General features: G+C 66.7%; 16 protein-coding genes and 1 pseudogene. 7 read left to right on the plus strand and 10 right to left on the minus strand.

The window, feature by feature from the left end; translation table 11 throughout:
- Nucleotides 1-81: 81 nt before the first annotated feature.
- The 5 genes from ACQY4K_RS12780 to ACQY4K_RS12800 are packed head-to-tail and all read left to right on the plus strand — an operon-like array spanning nucleotide 82 to nucleotide 4,534.
- On the plus strand, nucleotides 82-1,329 hold the full coding sequence (locus ACQY4K_RS12780) for an ABC transporter substrate-binding protein (protein WP_428390580.1): 1,248 nt from the start codon (nucleotides 82-84) through the stop codon (nucleotides 1,327-1,329).
- Between the two features lie 3 nt (nucleotides 1,330-1,332).
- A complete protein-coding gene (locus ACQY4K_RS12785) occupies nucleotides 1,333-2,199 on the plus strand; it encodes a branched-chain amino acid ABC transporter permease (protein ID WP_428390581.1) in 867 nt (288 codons plus the stop codon).
- A complete protein-coding gene (locus ACQY4K_RS12790; protein WP_428390582.1) occupies nucleotides 2,189-3,115 on the plus strand; it encodes a branched-chain amino acid ABC transporter permease in 927 nt (308 codons plus the stop codon). Before ACQY4K_RS12785 ends, ACQY4K_RS12790 begins: the two co-directional genes overlap by 11 nt.
- Nucleotides 3,112-3,816 (plus strand): ABC transporter ATP-binding protein, encoded by a 705-nt coding sequence (locus tag ACQY4K_RS12795; protein ID WP_428390583.1) that lies wholly within the window; start codon nucleotides 3,112-3,114, stop codon nucleotides 3,814-3,816. The genes ACQY4K_RS12790 and ACQY4K_RS12795 overlap by 4 nt, the downstream gene beginning before the upstream one ends.
- Before the next feature lie 4 nt (nucleotides 3,817-3,820).
- Nucleotides 3,821-4,534 (plus strand): ABC transporter ATP-binding protein, encoded by a 714-nt coding sequence (locus tag ACQY4K_RS12800; RefSeq protein ID WP_428390584.1) that lies wholly within the window; start codon nucleotides 3,821-3,823, stop codon nucleotides 4,532-4,534.
- A gap of 39 nt (nucleotides 4,535-4,573) precedes the next feature.
- Here ACQY4K_RS12800 and ACQY4K_RS12805 read toward each other — a convergent pair.
- The 3 genes and pseudogenes from ACQY4K_RS12805 to ACQY4K_RS12815 form a co-directional block, all read right to left on the minus strand.
- A pseudogene (locus ACQY4K_RS12805) lies at nucleotides 4,574-4,747 on the minus strand (CPBP family intramembrane glutamic endopeptidase); the annotation flags it as partial.
- Between the two features lie 398 nt (nucleotides 4,748-5,145).
- Nucleotides 5,146-6,987 (minus strand): hypothetical protein, encoded by a 1,842-nt coding sequence (locus ACQY4K_RS12810; RefSeq protein ID WP_428390585.1) that lies wholly within the window; start codon nucleotides 6,985-6,987, stop codon nucleotides 5,146-5,148.
- A 609-nt stretch (nucleotides 6,988-7,596) separates the two neighbouring features.
- Nucleotides 7,597-8,538, minus strand: coding sequence for an SMP-30/gluconolactonase/LRE family protein (locus ACQY4K_RS12815; protein WP_428390586.1), 942 nt, complete (start codon nucleotides 8,536-8,538; stop codon nucleotides 7,597-7,599).
- Between the two features lie 572 nt (nucleotides 8,539-9,110).
- On the opposite strand from ACQY4K_RS12815, the gene ACQY4K_RS12820 reads away from it, so the two are divergent.
- On the plus strand, nucleotides 9,111-10,073 hold the full coding sequence (locus ACQY4K_RS12820; protein ID WP_428390587.1) for a glutathione S-transferase family protein: 963 nt from the start codon (nucleotides 9,111-9,113) through the stop codon (nucleotides 10,071-10,073).
- 236 nt (nucleotides 10,074-10,309) lie between these two features.
- Here the strand turns inward: ACQY4K_RS12820 and ACQY4K_RS12825 are convergent, their stop codons facing one another.
- Genes ACQY4K_RS12825 through ACQY4K_RS12855 form a run of 7 tightly spaced genes read right to left on the minus strand, consistent with a single transcriptional unit; the run spans nucleotide 10,310 to nucleotide 16,317 of the window.
- Nucleotides 10,310-10,483, minus strand: coding sequence for a hypothetical protein (locus tag ACQY4K_RS12825; protein WP_428390588.1), 174 nt, complete (start codon nucleotides 10,481-10,483; stop codon nucleotides 10,310-10,312).
- A gap of 51 nt (nucleotides 10,484-10,534) precedes the next feature.
- On the minus strand, nucleotides 10,535-10,834 hold the full coding sequence (locus ACQY4K_RS12830; RefSeq protein WP_428390589.1) for a hypothetical protein: 300 nt from the start codon (nucleotides 10,832-10,834) through the stop codon (nucleotides 10,535-10,537).
- A 12-nt stretch (nucleotides 10,835-10,846) separates the two neighbouring features.
- On the minus strand, nucleotides 10,847-12,076 hold the full coding sequence (locus ACQY4K_RS12835) for an MFS transporter (RefSeq protein WP_428390590.1): 1,230 nt from the start codon (nucleotides 12,074-12,076) through the stop codon (nucleotides 10,847-10,849).
- On the minus strand, nucleotides 12,069-12,335 hold the full coding sequence (locus tag ACQY4K_RS12840; RefSeq protein ID WP_428390591.1) for a hypothetical protein: 267 nt from the start codon (nucleotides 12,333-12,335) through the stop codon (nucleotides 12,069-12,071). The genes ACQY4K_RS12835 and ACQY4K_RS12840 overlap by 8 nt, the downstream gene beginning before the upstream one ends.
- A 24-nt stretch (nucleotides 12,336-12,359) precedes the next feature.
- Nucleotides 12,360-13,685: a multidrug effflux MFS transporter gene (locus tag ACQY4K_RS12845; protein WP_428390592.1), complete on the minus strand. Its 1,326-nt coding sequence runs from the start codon at nucleotides 13,683-13,685 to the stop codon at nucleotides 12,360-12,362.
- A gap of 5 nt (nucleotides 13,686-13,690) precedes the next feature.
- Complete coding sequence (tldD, locus tag ACQY4K_RS12850; RefSeq protein ID WP_428390593.1) at nucleotides 13,691-15,154, minus strand: metalloprotease TldD; 1,464 nt, start codon at nucleotides 15,152-15,154, stop codon at nucleotides 13,691-13,693.
- Between the two features lie 38 nt (nucleotides 15,155-15,192).
- Entirely contained in the window at nucleotides 15,193-16,317 is a 1,125-nt protein-coding gene (locus ACQY4K_RS12855; protein ID WP_428390594.1) for a COX15/CtaA family protein, read from the minus strand.
- Between the two features lie 82 nt (nucleotides 16,318-16,399).
- On the opposite strand from ACQY4K_RS12855, the gene ACQY4K_RS12860 reads away from it, so the two are divergent.
- Complete coding sequence (locus ACQY4K_RS12860; RefSeq protein WP_428390595.1) at nucleotides 16,400-17,110, plus strand: TVP38/TMEM64 family protein; 711 nt, start codon at nucleotides 16,400-16,402, stop codon at nucleotides 17,108-17,110.
- Nucleotides 17,111-17,208 lie beyond the last annotated feature (98 nt).

Raw genomic sequence — 17,208 nt, forward strand, 5'->3', positions numbered from 1 at the left:
CTGCGCCTGCTTGACCAGCGGTAAGCCCCCGTCCAAGCTTCGTCTAAAGGCTCAGCAAGGGGCCGATCCGGGGGAATGCGCATGTCTCGAAACCGCATCGCAGCGGCGGTCTTTGCCGCCTGCCTGAGTCTGCCGATCGCCAGGGCAAGTGCTGCGGACAGCAGCACGGTCACAGTCGGCGCCATCCTGCCCTTGTCGGGTCTGTTCTCCACCCTCGGGCCGCCTGAGCGCGATGCCATGCAGATGGCCATCGAGGCGATCAATGCCGGGGGCGGCTTCAAGGTCGCCGGCAAGCAGCACACGCTCGCGGTGAAGGTGCTGGACGACGAGTCCGCGCCGGCGACCGTCGGCATCTCGGACTATCGCCAGCTCGTCGAGGTCGATCACGTGCCGGTGCTGGTCCTGGCCGACAACACCCGCATCTATGGCGCCCAGTTCCGGCGCGCGCCGTTGCCGGTGCTCAACATCCTCGACAGCACCTATCCGAGCATCCTCGACGTCAACAAGCACGTGTTTCTGTTGCGGTCGGACACCCCCGCCTATGTTCCGGGTGGCGTCTGGTACCTGAAGAACGTGCTGCACAAGCAGCGCATCAGCTTCATCGGCTCGGCTGCCGACCCCTATTCGAAGGGGCTCGAGATCTGGATGAAGAAGGCCGCCAAGCAGTACGGGCTCGATGTCGTCTCCGACGTCAACTATCCGCCCAACACCACCGATTTTGCGCCCTTCATCCAGACCGCGATGGCGGCCAAGCCGGATGCGATCTATCTCGGCGGCGTTACCCAGGAGGTGCTGCCGGTCGCCAAGCAGCTCTATCAGTCCGGCGTGCGCGGCGTGCCGGTGCTGCATAATGCCGGTGCCACGCCGACCCAGGCCAAGCAGATCATTGGCGATCCGCTCTACAACGATGTCATGCTGGACAGCTACGATTTCGCCGGATCGCTGCCGCAGACCTCGACCGATCCGGCCACCCAGGCGTTCTTCAAGGCCTTCCTCAGCCGCTTCAAGGAATATCCCGACGACCTGACGATGTGGGCCTATGACGCGCCGTTCGTGCTGGTCGCCGCCATGCAGAAGGCGGGCAGCGTCACCGACCGGGTCGCGATCTACAACGCGATGCTGACGATGAAGGTGCCGCCGCATACCATCAGCGGCTGGATCCCGACCAAGGACGGCAAGCTGTTCCACGACCGCGACGCCCAGACCCTGGCCGAGGGCGTGCGCTGGTGCCCGCAAGCGAAGACCATCGGCGCCGCCTTCCTGTTCTTCATGCAGGGGCTCGAGGTCACCCGCCAGCAGATCGTGCAGAACGGCTGCACGGGACCCTGAGGCTTGCTGGCCCAGACCCTCGTCGACGGCATCGTGCTCGGCGCGCTGTTCGCACTGCTTGGCAGCGGCTTGACCCTGGTGTTCGGGGTAATGGACGTGCCGAACTTCGCCCAGGCCGGGGTGATCACCCTCGCCGCCTACGTCATGCTCTGGCTGCAGCGTGGACTAGGCCTGACATTCTGGCTGGCGGTGCTCGGCGGCGTGCTGTTCGCCGGCGTGCTGTCGGCGGCAACCGAGCGGCTCGCCTACCGCTTCGTGCGCACCCGGCCGCTCGCCGCCCCCGTGGTGGCCCTCGGGTTGCTGCTGGTGCTCGACAATACCGCGCTCGCGATCTGGGGTGGGGATCATGTCTCGCTGTCGCCACCCTATGAGGGCGCGCTGCTGCGGTTTGGTGGCATCCACATCTCCGGGGTCGCGTTGGCGCTGCTGCTGGCCGCGGCTGTGTCGCTGGCGGCGGTGCAATTGTTCCTGCACCGGACCTCGGTCGGGCGCGCGATCCGCGCGGTGTCGCAGAACAGCGAGGCCGCCTCCCTGCTCGGGATCAGCCCGCAGACGCAATACATGACCGCCTTCTTCGTCTCCGGCCTGCTGGCAGGGGTCGCGGCCTTCGCCTACGCGCCGACCTACGCGGTGTTCCCCTACATGGCGGATGCGGTGCTGCTGAACGCCTTCGTCGTCGTCATCCTCGGCGGCCTTGGCAATGTCTGGGGTGCGATGTTGGGCGGCCTGCTGCTCGGCGTGGTGGAGACGCTCGGCGCGGTCTATGTCTCCGCCGCCTACCAGACGGTGTTCGGCTTCCTGTTGCTGCTGCTGATGCTGGTGGTGCGGCCGTCGGGCCTGTTCGGCGGAGGCGCCCGCCGTGTCGCCTAAGCGTGTGGCGGTGCGCGACTATGGCGGCCTGGCCCTGCTCGGCGTGCTGGGCTGGGTGCTGCTGGTCAGCGTCAATTCGTTCTGGTCGAGCGTGCTCGCCTCGATCCTGATCTGGACGGTCGCGACCAGCGGCCTCAACCTGATCGCCGGCCTCGGCGGCTATCCGAGCCTGGTGCAGGGCGCCTTCTACGGACTCGGCGCCTACGGCTCGGCGATCGCACTCAACGCCGGATTGCCGCTCTGGCTCGCCGCCCTGATCGCGGTCGGCGCGGCGGGAGTCAGCGGTCTTGCCATCGGCGTCATCTTCGCACGCACGCGCGGTCAGTATTTCGCCATCGGTACGCTGTTCTTCGGGGTGATCACCGCTTTGGTCCTGAACAACTGGGCCGGGCTCACCGGCGGCCCGCTCGGCACCAGCGTCCTGTTCGCATTCGGCAGCAATGCCTGGCTGAACGCCGCGATCCCGGCCTGCGCCGCCGCGTCGCTGATGCTGGTGCGCTTCGTCAGCCGTAGCCGGCTCGGCCGACGCCTGGTCACGGTGCGCGAGGACGAGGATCTGGCCGAGCATGTCGGCGTGCCCACCGGGCGCACCAAGCTGATCGGCTTCGTGCTCTCGGCCTGCGTCGCTGGTCTCGCGGGCGTGCTGATCGCGCAGTACAACAGCACGCTGTCGCCCGACATGTTCGGCTACAGCGTCGGCTTCGTGATGTTCGTGGCCCTCAGCGTCGGGGGCGCCGGCCGGGTGCTGGGACCGCTGCTCGGCAGCCTGTTCATCGTCGGCGTCCCCGATCTGCTCAACCTGCCGTCGGGAATCGGGCTGCTGCTGGTCGGCGTGGTGTTCATCGCCGTGGTGATCCTGGTGCCGGGCGGCCTGATGAGCGGGTTGGATGCCGTGGCTAGGCTGCGTCGCGCTTGAGTGCCCTGCTTCAAGTGGCCGGGTTGAGCCGTGCCTTCGGCGGCGTGCGCGCCGTGGACGATGTGTCGCTGTCGGTCGAGCCGTCGGCGATTCTCGGCATCATCGGCCCGAACGGCTCCGGCAAGACCACGCTGCTCGGTCTGCTCAGCGGCACCTACCGTCCGAATGCCGGCAGCATCCGGCTGGGTGGCCGCCGCATCGAGAGCCTGCCCGCGCACCGCACGGTCGCGGCCGGCGTGGCGCGGACCTTCCAGACGACGCGGCTGTTCGCGCGCTGGACCCTGCGCGCCAATCTCGAGGTAGCGGCGGCGAGCGGCCGGCCCGGCATCGTGGAATTCGAGCCGCTGCTGGAGCTGACCGGGCTTGCGGGACGTGGCGAGGCCCTGTGCGCGACCCTGTCCAACGCCGAGCAGCGCCTGGCGATGATCGCCGTGGCTCTTGCGACGCGCCCGGTGCTGCTGCTGCTCGACGAGCCCGCGGTCGGCATGGCGCCGTCCGAGGCCGCGTCGCTGGCGGCGGCGATCCGCCGCATACGCGACACGCTCGGAGTCAGCGTGTTGATCGTCGAGCATAACATGCACCTGATGATGGGTCTGGCCGAGCGGATCCTGGTGATGAATGCCGGCCGCAAGCTGATCGAGGGCACCCCTGAGACGGTGCGCCATGACCCCGACGTGATCGCCTGCTATCTTGGCCACTGAGCCGATGCTGGAAATCGTTGGGCTCGCGGTCAGCTTTGGCGCCGCACCCGCGCTGCGCGGGGTTGGCTTGCGTGTCGCCGCCGGCGAGGCGGTCTCGGTGCTGGGGGCCAACGGCGCCGGCAAGACCACCCTGCTGCGGGCGATCATGCGACGGCTGCCGCTGGACGCGGGCGCGATCCGCATTGCCGGCGAGGATTGCGGCCGGCTCACCACCGCCCAGATCGTGCGCCGCGGCGTTGCCCTCTGCCCCGAGGGGCGGCAATTGTTCCAGGCGATGACGGTCGAGGACAACCTGCTGCTCGGCGCCTATGGCAGCCCGTCGCGGATCGCGCGTGCGCGGCTGGAGACGGTACTCGGGCGCGTGCCGTGGCTGCGCGCGCGCCTGCGTCAGCTCGCCGGCAGCTTCAGCGGCGGCGAGCAGCAGATGGTGGCGATCTGCCGCTCGCTGATGGGCGCCCCCCGGCTGCTGCTGCTCGACGAGCCGTCGAGCGGGCTGTCACCGGTCGCGATCGCCCAGATCCGCGAGATGCTGCAAACAGTCCGCCACGAGGACGGCATGACCATGCTGCTGGTGGAGCAGAACGTCGCCCTAGCCACGGCGCTGACGACCCGCTGCACCGTGCTGAACCGCGGCACCGTCGCCTTCGAGGGCGCCACCGCTTCAATGGCCGACGCCGGCGACTTGGCGGAAGCCTATCTTGGGGGTGCACCATCATAACGGCGGACATGCCTCTCACGGTCGGTGTTCAAGGCTGAACTAGCCGAAGAAGATTGCAGTGTTGAAGAACGGATCCATCAATCCGTGCACGATTATGCCGGGCCAGAGGTTGCGGCCGCTCAGCAGCCAAACGATCCCAAGCAGCATGCCGAAGACACCGCCATCGAGTGCTCCGCTGAAGCCTTGGTAAAAATGAAGCAGACCGAACAAGACGGCGGCGGGGAGGCATGTTGGCGCTGCTTGTCAATCAAGGAAGCGAGGGTATTCAGCAGGAAGCCACGAAACAGCAACTCTTCTCCCAGCGCGGCTGAACCCCAGGATACCGGGACGGCCCATTAGAAGTACACGAGCCAGCCTGTCCTGAAATCATCAAAACTCCCCAAGTTGGCGCCACCGCCTCCTGTTCTCGTAAGGATCATTCTGGTGACGGCGCTGACTTCGATCGACGCCACGATGCCGCCGGCAGTCACCGCTGCTATCATCCACGCCCTGCCCGGACGAAGCCGTTGATCAAAACCGAGCAATCAGGGACGGTGTGCTGCTGCAAGCGGACCAGGCCGAAATGGTCCTCGACGATCAAGGCGATGGTCGCGAGGCAGGTGGTTTGAAGATCAGGACGGCGTGGTCAAGTCGATCAGCTCGTCGATCCCCTTTTGCAGACCCTGCCGGTCAATACGGAAATTGGCGCGGAAGCCGCTCGGCCCTGGTGCGTCCGACACGAAGTCCGGCTCGACGAAGCGCATCGGGCTCGGCGCCTCGACGAAGCGAGGGTCGTTATAGATCAACAGGTCGCCTTGGCGCGCCGCGAGGTTCGCACGGTTGGTCACAACGAAACCGGGGCGGTTGCAAACCCAGCGATATTTGGCCAGCGCCGCCCCCCACGGAGCTACGAAGAACCGGCTTTGTGCAGCCCAGAACAACCCGCAGGCGATGGGAGCTCCCACCGTACTGATGATCTCTACATCGCGGGTGACGCTGTAACGGCGCCGCAACTCGAACACGAGCCGTAGCTCCTCGATGATAAGCTCTTCCCCAGCAGCCGGACCAAAGCTCGCGTAGGAGGTGGTCGCATCGAGGCCCAGGCGGTTGTTGATGCCGTCGATGACGATTGTGAGCCGGCCCAACCGGTCGGTCAGGTGATCGATGGCATCCACCAGGAAGCCGCCAAGGTCGGCCAGCGTACGGTTACCGACGCGCAAGCCGAGCAGAACACATGACCGCCCTTCGTCGAAGAGACGGCGGGCGATACCTCGGTCACGACTAAGCACCGGGTCATCCGCCAGCAGCGCCTGGATGCGTTCCCCAACGCGGCTCGGAACGTAGCGGGTCATGTAACGCATGAAGAACCAGCCGCTATCGTAGATCAGCGCTGCAGCGTCCAACCACCGTACGTCCGGTCGAACAACCTTATCGACATATTCGGGGAACAGGCTGTCGAGCGGCCCGTATGCCTCGCTGCCGTTACTTGAATTTAACACGCAGACCAGCGGCAGGAACTCCGCATCCAGAGTGTCGATCAGCTCCTGTAGGCCAGACAACTCGTTCCAGACCACATGACCAATGTGCAATGTTGGATAGTCACTTACAAAATTCACCGCCACCTTTTCATGTGACGGCGTCGACAGGTAGCGGAGCAGCCGCTGCTGATGCCGGGTCGCGTGCACCAGCAGCAGCCCAAGCAGCGTATGGATGTCGGGACTGATGCCGGAGGTGCAGTAGAGACCGAGTTTCGGTATATAGAGCCCGGTGGTGCAGTCGTGATAATCCTGTGTCAAAAGGTAGATCGTGAGTTGCCGCGCCCTATCTACAAAGCGGTAGGCGGTCAAACGATCGGTCAGCGGTAGCCCGATCTCGGCATCCATCGGCCTGCCGTCGAACGGCGACGGGCGCGGCAGCGCCCCATACTGCATACGATGGCGGAACGCCTCCGGCAGTGAGCCCGAAAGCGTCGCGCGCAGATTCGTCGCGCGCAGATCAAATCGATCAAGCGCCGCGTCCGCGTCCGGATCCTCCAGCCTGATTACGGTAACTGGAGCGCGGGCCGACGCCGCCAGCACGACAAGCTCGATGATCGTCGTATCGCAGAGCAGTGCCAGATCATCGCTGTCGTCCGACCGGCCGATTCGAGGGGCGGTAATGATTTGGTCAAATACCTGGCCAAGAAGGGCCTCTGCGCGCTCCCGCAGGACCGGCCGGTCGCGATCCGGTATACGCGCTATCGTGTCACTGAGCCGGCGCATATCGCTATCAAGGATCCAGGTGGCCTCGGCGCCGTCGCGATGCTGCAGGCTGAGCATGTGCAGGGGTGCGAACACGTCGATGACGCGGGCTGGGCTCCAGCCGGCGAGGAATTGACGGACCGGCCCACCGTTCGCCTCGATCGGTCGCCAAGTGCCGTCACCCATAACCACGCCGAAAACGTCGTCGACGCGACGAACTTCCAGAACGGACATCGAGCAAACCCCTTTTCAATCAACCCATCGCAGATCGCCGTCCTAATCTGCAAGTCGGAGCCACTTCTGTAGGCTCTCAACCGCCGCTGTCGCCTCCTTGTTTATGAGCTCCGGGTCCCTGACAGCCACCCCCGGCGGGACCGCATCACCCCGGTGACGCTCGGCGCCGAGACGGCGGCCGCGGATAGATTGGGCTTGCTCCGGGTCCGATGGCGCGACAGGGGCGCGCTTCGATGTTCGCCTCGCCTGAGACGGAGCGGTCGGCGTTGACGCCTGTCAATTCATTATTGCAATGAAAGCTCGAGTTCCTCAGTACTGGCCGCCGCCTCTATCACCGCGCGCATGGTATCCCGGCTACGGGTCCGAAGCGTGGCGATGGTGTGCTCCAGCCTCTTCCGTGCCGCCAGTGTCGCCGCGGGCATCGCCGACTTCGATCCGGGTGACCGGCGACAAGACCGGGGCCGGCGCGATAGGCAGTGGCCGTGCTGATCACTGCCTTGCGGCTGAAACTGCCGGACCGTCTGTCTATTGGGCGCGCGTTCACGCAAGGACGATGAGCGCCAATGATGACATGACGGCGCAAGCGGGACTGTGTCCGGGCCGTGGGCTCTACACGTTGTAGGCGAGCTTCAATCCTGGGCGAGGCCAATAGGTGCGATAGAGTCTACCGGTGGCTGAGGCGGTGATCCAGGCGTCCCTCATATCCGGGCCGCCGAAGGCGATGTTCGTGACCATCGGATCGGGCACCGGGACGTGCTCAGTCTCACCATGCCTATCATCCTGTATACCCCCTTGGGGCGTGCAGATCGTGATCCCGCCATTGATCAGGGTTGCCACGCAAATGCGGCCGTCCGCCTCAACCGCGAGGCTGTCCACCAGCTGATAGCCGGGCAGGTGCGCGACCACGCGTCCCGGCAGGCCCGGCGCCATGCCCGGGCCGAGCACGCCCGGCCCGGCGACGTCGCAGCCCCAGATCCGCCCGGACTGGGTATCGGCCACATACAGGGTGCGACCGTCCGGCGAGAGGCCGATGCCGTTGGGGCTCGGCAGCCGGCCGGCGCGAGCGATGAAGGCGCCGTCGGCGCGGGCGTAGAACAGCGCGCCGAACCGTGCGCCGTCGGCGTCCGACGTGCCATAGTCGGTGAACCAGAAGCCGCCCGCATGGTCGAACACCAGGTCGTTGGGTGCCAGCAGCCGGCGGCCTTCCCAGCTCTCGTAGAGGATCGTCGCACTACCGGTCGCGAGGTCCACGCGCTGGATGCAGCCGCCGTCATGCCCGGGGGGCGTCGGCCCGGGCACGGTCAGCACGCCGCGCTCATGCCAGGTGAAACGCCCGCCATTGTTGCAGACATAGACCGATCCATCGGGCCCGATCGCGGCCCCGTTGGGACCGCCGCCCAGTTCGGCAACGATGTCGACCGCGCCGTCCGGCCGCACCCGCGACAGGGTTCCCCGCCGGATCTCCACCAGGATGACGCTGCCGTCCTGCATCACCACCGGACCTTCGGGGAATTGCAGTCCCTCCGCGACGAGGGTCATCGGCGTTTGCATGGCATCCTCCCTGATACGTCCCCGGGCACGCTACGCCCCAGTCCACGACGCTGGATTGCTTGGGCGCCGGGCAAAGATGTCGCTGGCGCCATGCGCGAAGCTCGGTACGGCGATGACCAAGATTCCCGTCGCCAACAATACCAGTCCGCCTCGACAGTGACACGCACCCAATCAGCCAGTTCCACGCTGTTTCGCAGGCATGGACGATGGCGTCGTAGCTTTGCCAGGCAGTTGCGCAGAGCTTGTTCTGGCGCAGGTCGTCTCACACGGGTCTCATCCGGACAGTGGGGAGGCAGAGAGCAATATGCAGAGTCATGCTGGTTGTCGTGCACCATCCGCGGACGCGATCCGACCGGCGCCGAGGCCTGGAGCTGTCGAGCCCGCAGCAACGATTCAGGTTCATCTCAAGGTCCTCGACGACGCGGTTGTCGTCCGCGGGTCTTGCGTGTCGGCATGTCGGTTGACGCTGTAGTCCTGCCGGCTCACCGCTTGAATTCCCTGCCGTGTAGCGCGATGACTGCCGTGCCGCCCGGCGGGAAGTGCTCCCGTATCGCTCGTCTTGCATGGAGGACATGATGGACCAGGCACTGCAGACGATGGTCGAAGGAGCGCGTCAGGCACTCGACAGCCGGGGTGCTACAATCGGCGAAACCGGAGCTGACCGGCGCTTCGAACTGTTTCACGGCGCCAACTCGATCTGCTCGCAGAAGGTGCGCACCGTACTTGCCCATCACGGCCTTCCCTGGCTGGGCCACACCGTGAACATGTTCCTCGGTCAGACCTACCTGCCGGGTTACGTGCGGCTGCGCATGCTCGGATGCGAGGCGGTCGGCGGCGCACTCGTCTCGCACCACACCGGCAGCACCTCGATGAGCGCCGGCGGCTGCGACGGCGCGGTGGTGCCAACCTTGGTCGATTGGCAGACCAGCGAGGTGGTCGTCGACTCCAAGCGCATCTGCCTGCACCTCGACGGCTGCGTCGCCGACGCCGACCGCCTGCGTCCGGCGTCATTGGCAGAGGCGATCGACCACGAGCTCGCGGTCGTCGATAACATGCCGAACTACCAGCTCCTGATGGGGCGCAAGGCCAACCCTTCAGAGAGCGAGACGACACGTACCGGCGTCGGCGGCCTGTTCTCCCAGCGCAAGGTCGCCTGGTGCGAAAGCTACCTCGAAGAGAACGCCGGCGATGCGACGCTGGTCGCCGCCTACACCGCCAAACGCGCGAAGGAGCTGTCTGCGGCGCAGGCATTGTTCTCGCCCGACGCGATGCGCGCTGCCTACAATTGGGCGGAAAGCGCTCTGAGATCATTCGAGGACCGGCTCGAGGCCCGCCCCGGCCCCTGGCTGTTCGGCGACGCGGTCACGCTCGGCGACCTGTTCTGGGGGATCGAGCTGCTCCGGATGAAGAACATGGGGGTGGCCACGTTTTGGGAGGCTGGACGGCTCCCGAACGTCGAGCGTTTCTCGGCGCAGACCGAGGCCCTCACCTCGATTAGGTGCGCGATCGTCGATTGGCCGGGCGCGATGTTCTGATCCCAGCCGCCGCTCATGGCGTAGAGCGCCACCGCTCGAGCTGACCCGCGCTTCGAAAAGCGTCCCGCGTCGGCCAACCAAGCCGCTGCTTAGTGTTTCATGATGGCGGCATTGTTGTCCGCCGGCTGCGCCTCCAACCATGCGGTCTCAAAGCGGCAGGACGTGTAGAGCACCGGCAGACCCATCCGCTTGAAGCATCCGCCGGTGCGGGTGGCTGTAGACCACGCGGGCGAGCCTCACGCATAGCCGCCGCGGGCGATCCCTTCGAGATAGGTCCGCATGCCGAGCCCCGAGGCGATCGCGAGCTCGCTTTTTGTCACCCGCAGGGCGTTACTCGGCAAACCCGGTTCGACGATACCATTGCTGTCGATGACTGATCCCAGGAAGCCTCCATCTGCCAAAGCCGACATTGTCTCACCACACGCGCCGGTTCCAAGGCAGACAATGGGCAATGTGCCCCATCAAGGCACGCTGCGAAGCGGCCGGTTCAGCCGTGCGTGCCGAGCCCCGGGAACAGCACGTCCAGCATCAGCAGCACCAGCACCACGCAGATCAGGATGGCGAAGATTCCGCCGAATATACGGATGGCGGCGACGATCAGCAGCAACGCAAGCCAGCAGCACCAGCGTCTGGCCTTCGTGGCCGATCCCGATCTGGATCAGCACATGACGCAGCGCGCCCTCGATGGCGGCGATGCCGGCCACGATCAGGTCGAACAAGGTCAGGATCAGGCCGGTGACGACGTCGGTTGCATGCTGCATCGCGCTCTGCCTTCAGGTCGGCGCGTCCAGCCGGTCGAGGCGGCGGAGCGTTGGGAACAGCCGCATCCATAGCAGGGCGACCAGCATCGTGCCTATGCCGCCCACTACGACGGCCGGGACGGCGCCGATCAGGGCGGCCAGGCTGCCACTCTCGAACTCGCCGAGCTGGTTCGAGCTGCCGATGAACAGCATGTTCACCGCCGAGACCCGGCCGCGCATCGCATCGGGGGTCTGGAGCTGCACCAGGCTGGAGCGCACCACCACGCTGACGATATCGGCGCCGCCGAGCACCAGCAGGCAGGCGACCGACAGCGGCAGCGAGCGTGACAGGCCGAAGCCGATGGTGGCGAGACCAAACAGCCCGACGGCGGCGAACATCCTCGCACCGGCATGTGCCCTGATCGGACGCCGTGCCAGCAGCAGCGAGACGCCGAGTGCCCCGACCGCGGGGGCTGCGCGCAGCAGGCCGAGCCCGAACGGTCCGGCGTGCAGGATGTCGCGTGCATAGACCGGCATCAGGGCCGTTGCACCCCCCAGCAGCACGGCGAACAGGTCGAGTGATATGGCGCCCAGGATCGCAGGGCGGTCGCGGATGAAGGCGAGCCCCGCGAACACGGCGCGAAGGCTAGGCGGCTCGCGATGGGGTGCCGCGGCCGGCGGCGGCAACACGGCCGCGCAGGAGGCGGCGAGCACAAATAGTCCGGCGGCGAAGCCGTATGGCACCGGCGCTCCGACCCCGTAGAGCAGGCCGCCCAGGGAGGGGCCGATGATCGTCACCGTCTGGAACACCGAGGCATACAGGGCGGCGGCGCGCGGGAAAACCTCCGCCGGCACCAGCGAGGGCAGCAGCGCCTGCATCGCCGGCAGCTCGAAGGCGCGCACGGCACCCAGCAGGGCCACCAGCGCGTAGATCAGCGCCGGCGTCAGCGCGTGCAAGATGGAGCAGGCCGCGAGCGACAGCGCTACTGCTGTCTCCACGATCTGGCACAAGGCAGCAATGAGCCTGCGGTCGAAGCGATCCGCGGCGTGCCCCGCCACGAAGATCAGCAGCAGCATCGGCAGGAACTGCGCCAGCCCGACCAGCCCGAGCGAGAAGGCGCGGTGAGTCAACGCATAGACCTGCCATCCCACCGCGACGGCCAGGATCTGGGCGCCGAACGACGAGGCGCTTCGGCTGAGCAGCAGCGGCAGCAAGCCGGGATAAGCGAGCAGAGAGGTTCGTACGGGTTTGCCGTTATGCATTGTCAGTGCGTAGCAGGGCTGCGACAGACGGCGCCCAGGCGCTGCCGCCCGAATTGTGGGCGAACGCTCGGCGGATTCCGGGCTGGCGCTGTGCTGAATACGCGTCTCCTCCGATGGCCGTTCCCTCCACGCCCTTCAACAGGAAGGCCCGACGTCCATCGGCAAAAGCAACAAGATCCATGCGACGAGCATCGATCAGAAGACCGGAAGCTGTCGTGCTGGACAAGCTGACCGTGAGCTTGCCGGTCTCGTCAAGCACCCGTCCGATCGGGGTGGCGATCCGCTAAGTCGCAGCGGCCGTTTCGGCAGGCTGGCGCTTCGGCCGCGCCGCATTGGCCAGCAGGATGCCGAGCACGCCGATGACGATGATACTGGCCATCGGCACCAGGCTGGTGATCGACAGCAGGCCCATCGCGGTGCCGCTGATCGAGCCGAGACCAAATTGCAACGTCCCGAGCAGGGCGGACGCGCTGCCGGCATGGCGCGCGTGGCTGGCCAGGGCGAACACCGTGGCGTTGGGGCCGATGAAGCCCATTGAGGCCATCAGCAGGATGATCGGAATGCAGACGTAGAGTGCCGGGCGCCCCTGGCCGGCAACCCCGGTCAGCACCAGCAGCAGGAACAGGCTGGCGGCACACGCCAGCAGCGTAATGCCAAAGCGCAGCAGCCGCTCGACGCCAACCCGGTGCACAAGGGCAGCGTTGATCTGCGTGCATAGGATGTAGAAGAAGGCGTTGACCCCGAACAGGATGCCGAACTGGGTCGGCGAGAAATGCAGGACCCGCTCGAAGGCGATCGGCGAGCCGGACAGATAGGCGAAGATCACGAAGGTCGAGAAGCCGACGACACAGGTATTGGACAGGAAGGAGCGTTCGCTGAGGATGGTGACGTAGCGCTGGAGCACCTCGACGGGGGGCAACCGCACCCGCCGTTCGCGTGGCAGCGTATCGGGGAGCGTCCAGGCCACGGCGGCGAGGGCGAGGACTCCGTAGATTGTCGCCACCCAGAAGATCCAGCGCCAGGAGGCGACGCTGAGCACGAGGCCGCCCAGGGTCGGCGCCAGGATCGGCACCACGCCCAGCACCAGCATCAATTGCGACATGATCCGGGCACCCTGCGGACCTGTGGCGACATCACGGACGATCGCGCGCGGGATCACCATGCCCGAGGAACCGCCGAGGGCGGCCAGGAAGCGCCAGGCGCAAAAGCCCCAGAAGCCATGGCTGAGCGCGCAGCCGATCGAGCCCAGCGTGTAGATGCTCATCCCGATGAGCAGCGGCGTGCGGCGGCCCGAGCGGTCGGAGAGCGGCCCCTGGGTGAACTGGCCAAGGGCGAGCCCGGCGAACCAGGCTGCAAGCGTGATCTGTGCCGACCCAGGGCCGCCGCCGAGGGTCGCGTCGATCGCCCGGAAGGCGGGCAGATACATGTCCGTCGAGAGCGGTCCGACCGCGCTCAACGAGCCCAACAGCAGGATCAGCCAGAGCGGCATCCGGCCAGGCACCAAGCCGCCGCCGGCGCGCCGGGCACTGCCGGGGGACACGGCGCCTTTCTCGATTTCGGGGGAGACGGCGCCTGTCTCACTTTCGGCGGAGACGGCGCTGGACGACATGGGCTTCAGCCCGCGGTGCCGCCCACGGTCAGGCCGGTCATCTTCAGGGTCGGCTGGCCGACTCCGACCGGCACGCCCTGGCCGTTCTTGCCGCAGGTGCCGATGCCGGGATCCAGCGCCAGGTCGCGTCCGATCATGCTGACCTTGGTCATTGCGTCCGGTCCGTTGCCGATCAGGGTGGCGCCGCGCACGGGTGCGGTGACGCGGCCATCCTCAATGAGGTAGGCCTCGCTGGCGGCGAAGACGAACTTGCCCGAGGTGATGTCGACCTGGCCGCCGCCGAAATTGACCGCATAGAGGCCGTTCTTCACCGACCGGATCATCTCCTCGGGACTGTGGGTGCCGGCCAGCATGATGGTGTTGGTCATCCGTGGCATCGGCGCGTGCGCGTAGGACTGACGGCGGCCATTGCCGGTCGGCGCCACCCCCATCAGCCGCGCGTTCATGCGGTCCTGGATGAAGCCGGTCAGGATACCGTCCTCGATCATCACCGTGCGGCTGGTGGGCGTGCCTTCGTCGTCGACGGTGAGGCTGCCGCGACGGCCTTCGAGGGTGCCGTCATCGACCACGGTGACACCGGGGGAGGCGACGCGCTTGCCGACCAGACCGGCGAAGGCGGAACTCCCCTTGCGGTTGAAGTCGCCTTCCAAACCGTGCCCAACCGCTTCGTGCAGCAGGATGCCGGGCCAGCCATTGCCCAGCACGACCTCCATCTCGCCGGCGGGCGCCGGTCGGCTGTCGAGGTTGACCAGCGCCTGGCGGTGCGCCTCGTCGACGGCATGCTTCCAGGACGCCTCGCTTAGTACGCGGGAATATTCGAAGCGGCCGCCGGTACCATAATTGCCGCTCTCCCGCCGGCCATCCGTCTCGACGACGACGCTGACGTTCAGCCGCACCAGCGGCCGCAGGTCGGCGACCCGATGGCCATCAGCACGCAGGATCTGCACCGCCTGCCACTCTGCGGCGAGCGAGGCCATCACCTGCACCACGCGGCTGTCCTTGGCGCGGGCATAGGCGTCGATTTCTGAGAGGATCGCGGCCCGGTCGCCAAAGGCGGCCTCCTTCAGCGGATTGGCGTCCGAGTAGAGCCGCGCGTTGGTCGCGCGCGGACGGTCCGCGAGGGTGCCGCTGCGTCCGGCGCGGACCATGCCGACGGTCGCCGCCGCGCGTCGTAGGGCGTCCTCGCTGATGTCGTCGGAATGGGCGTAGGCGGACTCGTCGCCGAGCACCGCGCGCAGGCCGAAGCCGCTCGAGGTGTCGAAGCTGGCCGAGCGGATCACCCGGTCATCGAGCGAGATCACCTCGCTTTCGCGATATTCGAGGAACAGTTCGCCGTCGTCGGTGGCCTCCAGTGCGGTGCCAAGCAGGCGTTCGGCGCCGCCGCGGTCGAGCCGGGCACCGGCGCGTTCGAAGAACAGCTCGTCGGTGACACCCAAGGCAGGGAGACTCGGGGCTGTGGGATTGGTCATGCAAGCGTGCTCCTGAAGGGCGTAATGGCGACTTTGGCTTACGCCGCGTCGGGTCCAGTGGCGCCGCGCAGCCGGTGCAGCACCAGCAGTGCGGTGCCGAGCAGGATCGCGGCAAAGGTCTGATGCAAGGTCCCCGCCCACACCGGCACCACCAGTAGCAAGGTGGTCACGCCAAGCAGGTATTGCAGCAGCACCCCCCAGCCGAGCAGCATCAGCGCATCGTGCGCGGACTTGCCCAGGCGGCTGCGCAGGCCGACCAGTACGGTGGAGAGAACGGCGGTCGCGGTCAGCGATGCCAGCGCCCGATGGTCGAACTGCACGGCCCCCAGGTTCTGCGTCAGGTTGCGCCAGAACGGCGCCAGCCGGTCGTAATGCGGCGGCAGCAGGCCTGCGCCCATCTCCGGGAACTGGTTGTAGACGAAGCCGGCGTGGGTGCCGGCGGTAAAGCCGCCGGCGACGACAGTCAGCCCGATCATCGCGCAGGAGAGGCCGGTCAGCCGGCGTGTCCAGAGCGCGCCGCGGCTTGGGGCGATCGCGACCGGGCGCGGCGCGCGCACCTCAAACGCCGTCCACAGGATCGCAGCAAAGAGCGCGAACGCAAAGCCCAGATGCAGCACCAGCCGCACCGGCGCCACCGCGACGCTGTGCGGATCGAAGCCGGACGCCACCATGAACCAGCCGATCCCGCCTTGCAGGGCGCCGAGCACGAGGAAGAACGCCAGCCGCGCGACCAACCGCCCGCCGATCACCCCGCGCGCCGCGAACGCCAACAGTGGCACCAGCAGCACCAGGCCGATCAGTCGCCCCCAGAACCGATGGATCCACTCCAGCCAGAAGATCTGCTGAAAGCCCGCCAGATCCATGCCGGGGTTGAGCAGGTCGTATTGCGGGATACGACGATACAGCGCGAATTCGTGCTCCCATTGCGCATGGTTCAGCGGCGGCAGGATGCCGGACAGCGGCTGCCACGCCATGATCGACAGCCCCGAGCCGGTCAGCCGGGTGGCGCCGCCGAGCGCGATCATGCCGAGCAGCATGGCACAGATCGTCAGCAGCCAGGCCGAGATCAGCCTTGGATTGCGTGCGGTAAGCGGCGTCTGCGGACGCGTCCGCAGTGTGGCAAGCAGAGCGGGATTTGAGCCGGACAGTGCGTCGGAAGCCATGTCACTGTTTGTAGCAGGCAGCCGTGCCGCTTCGCCAGCCGCCGTTCTTGCCTATCGCTGATAACCGGTGCTACCGCGCGATATGCGACAAAACGCGAGCCTGCTGACGGCGCCGCCGGCCAGCCCGGTGAAATTGCTCACAACCCTGTTGCGTCCGGCCTTGCTGCTTTGCGGTCTGCTGTCGGCGGCCCTGCTGCTGCGCGCACTCCCCGACCTGCGACACCTGTTGCTCAGCGGCTTGTTGTCGCGCGACGGCTGGCGCGGCTGGGCGGTGTTCCTGTGTGTGGGCACGGCGATCGGCGCGGTCGGACTGCCGCGGCAGGCGGTCGGTTTCGCCGGCGGCTTCGCCTACGGTCCGCTCGGCGGCATCCTGATCGCCAGCGCCGCCAATCTTGCGGCCGCCCTCGTGGATCTGCTGTGGGCCCGGCTTGTCGCCGGCGACTGGGCGCGGCGCCGCCTGGCGCAGGGCCGTATGGGTCGGCTGGACGGCTTCATGAACGCCAATCCGTTCACCGCAATCCTTACCTTGCGGCTGCTGCCGGTGGGAAGCAGCCTCATGGTCTCGTTGCTCGCCGGCTTGCTGGGTGTGCGGCTGGCGCCGTTCCTCACCGCGACATTAATCGGCAGCCTGCCGCAGACGGTGGTGTTCGTGTTGATCGGCTCAGGGGCCAGGATCGGCTACGGTTTGCAGATTGGACTCGGCATCGGCCTGTTCGCGGCGTCAGGACTCGGTGGCGTGCTTTTGTTTCACCGTTCCAGGGTCGCAATGGCGGCGTCAAGTGATAAAATTTAGAAATTAGTCAAGACAACACTGCGCAAGCTCCCCAATTTGTTATATGGTGCTCGCGTGCCATCCCTTGGACGGTACCGCAGAGTCCACCCGAGCGTCTT

It is taken from the genome of Lichenicoccus sp. (genome assembly GCF_965276875.1).
Classification (GTDB): domain Bacteria; phylum Pseudomonadota; class Alphaproteobacteria; order Acetobacterales; family Acetobacteraceae; genus Lichenicoccus.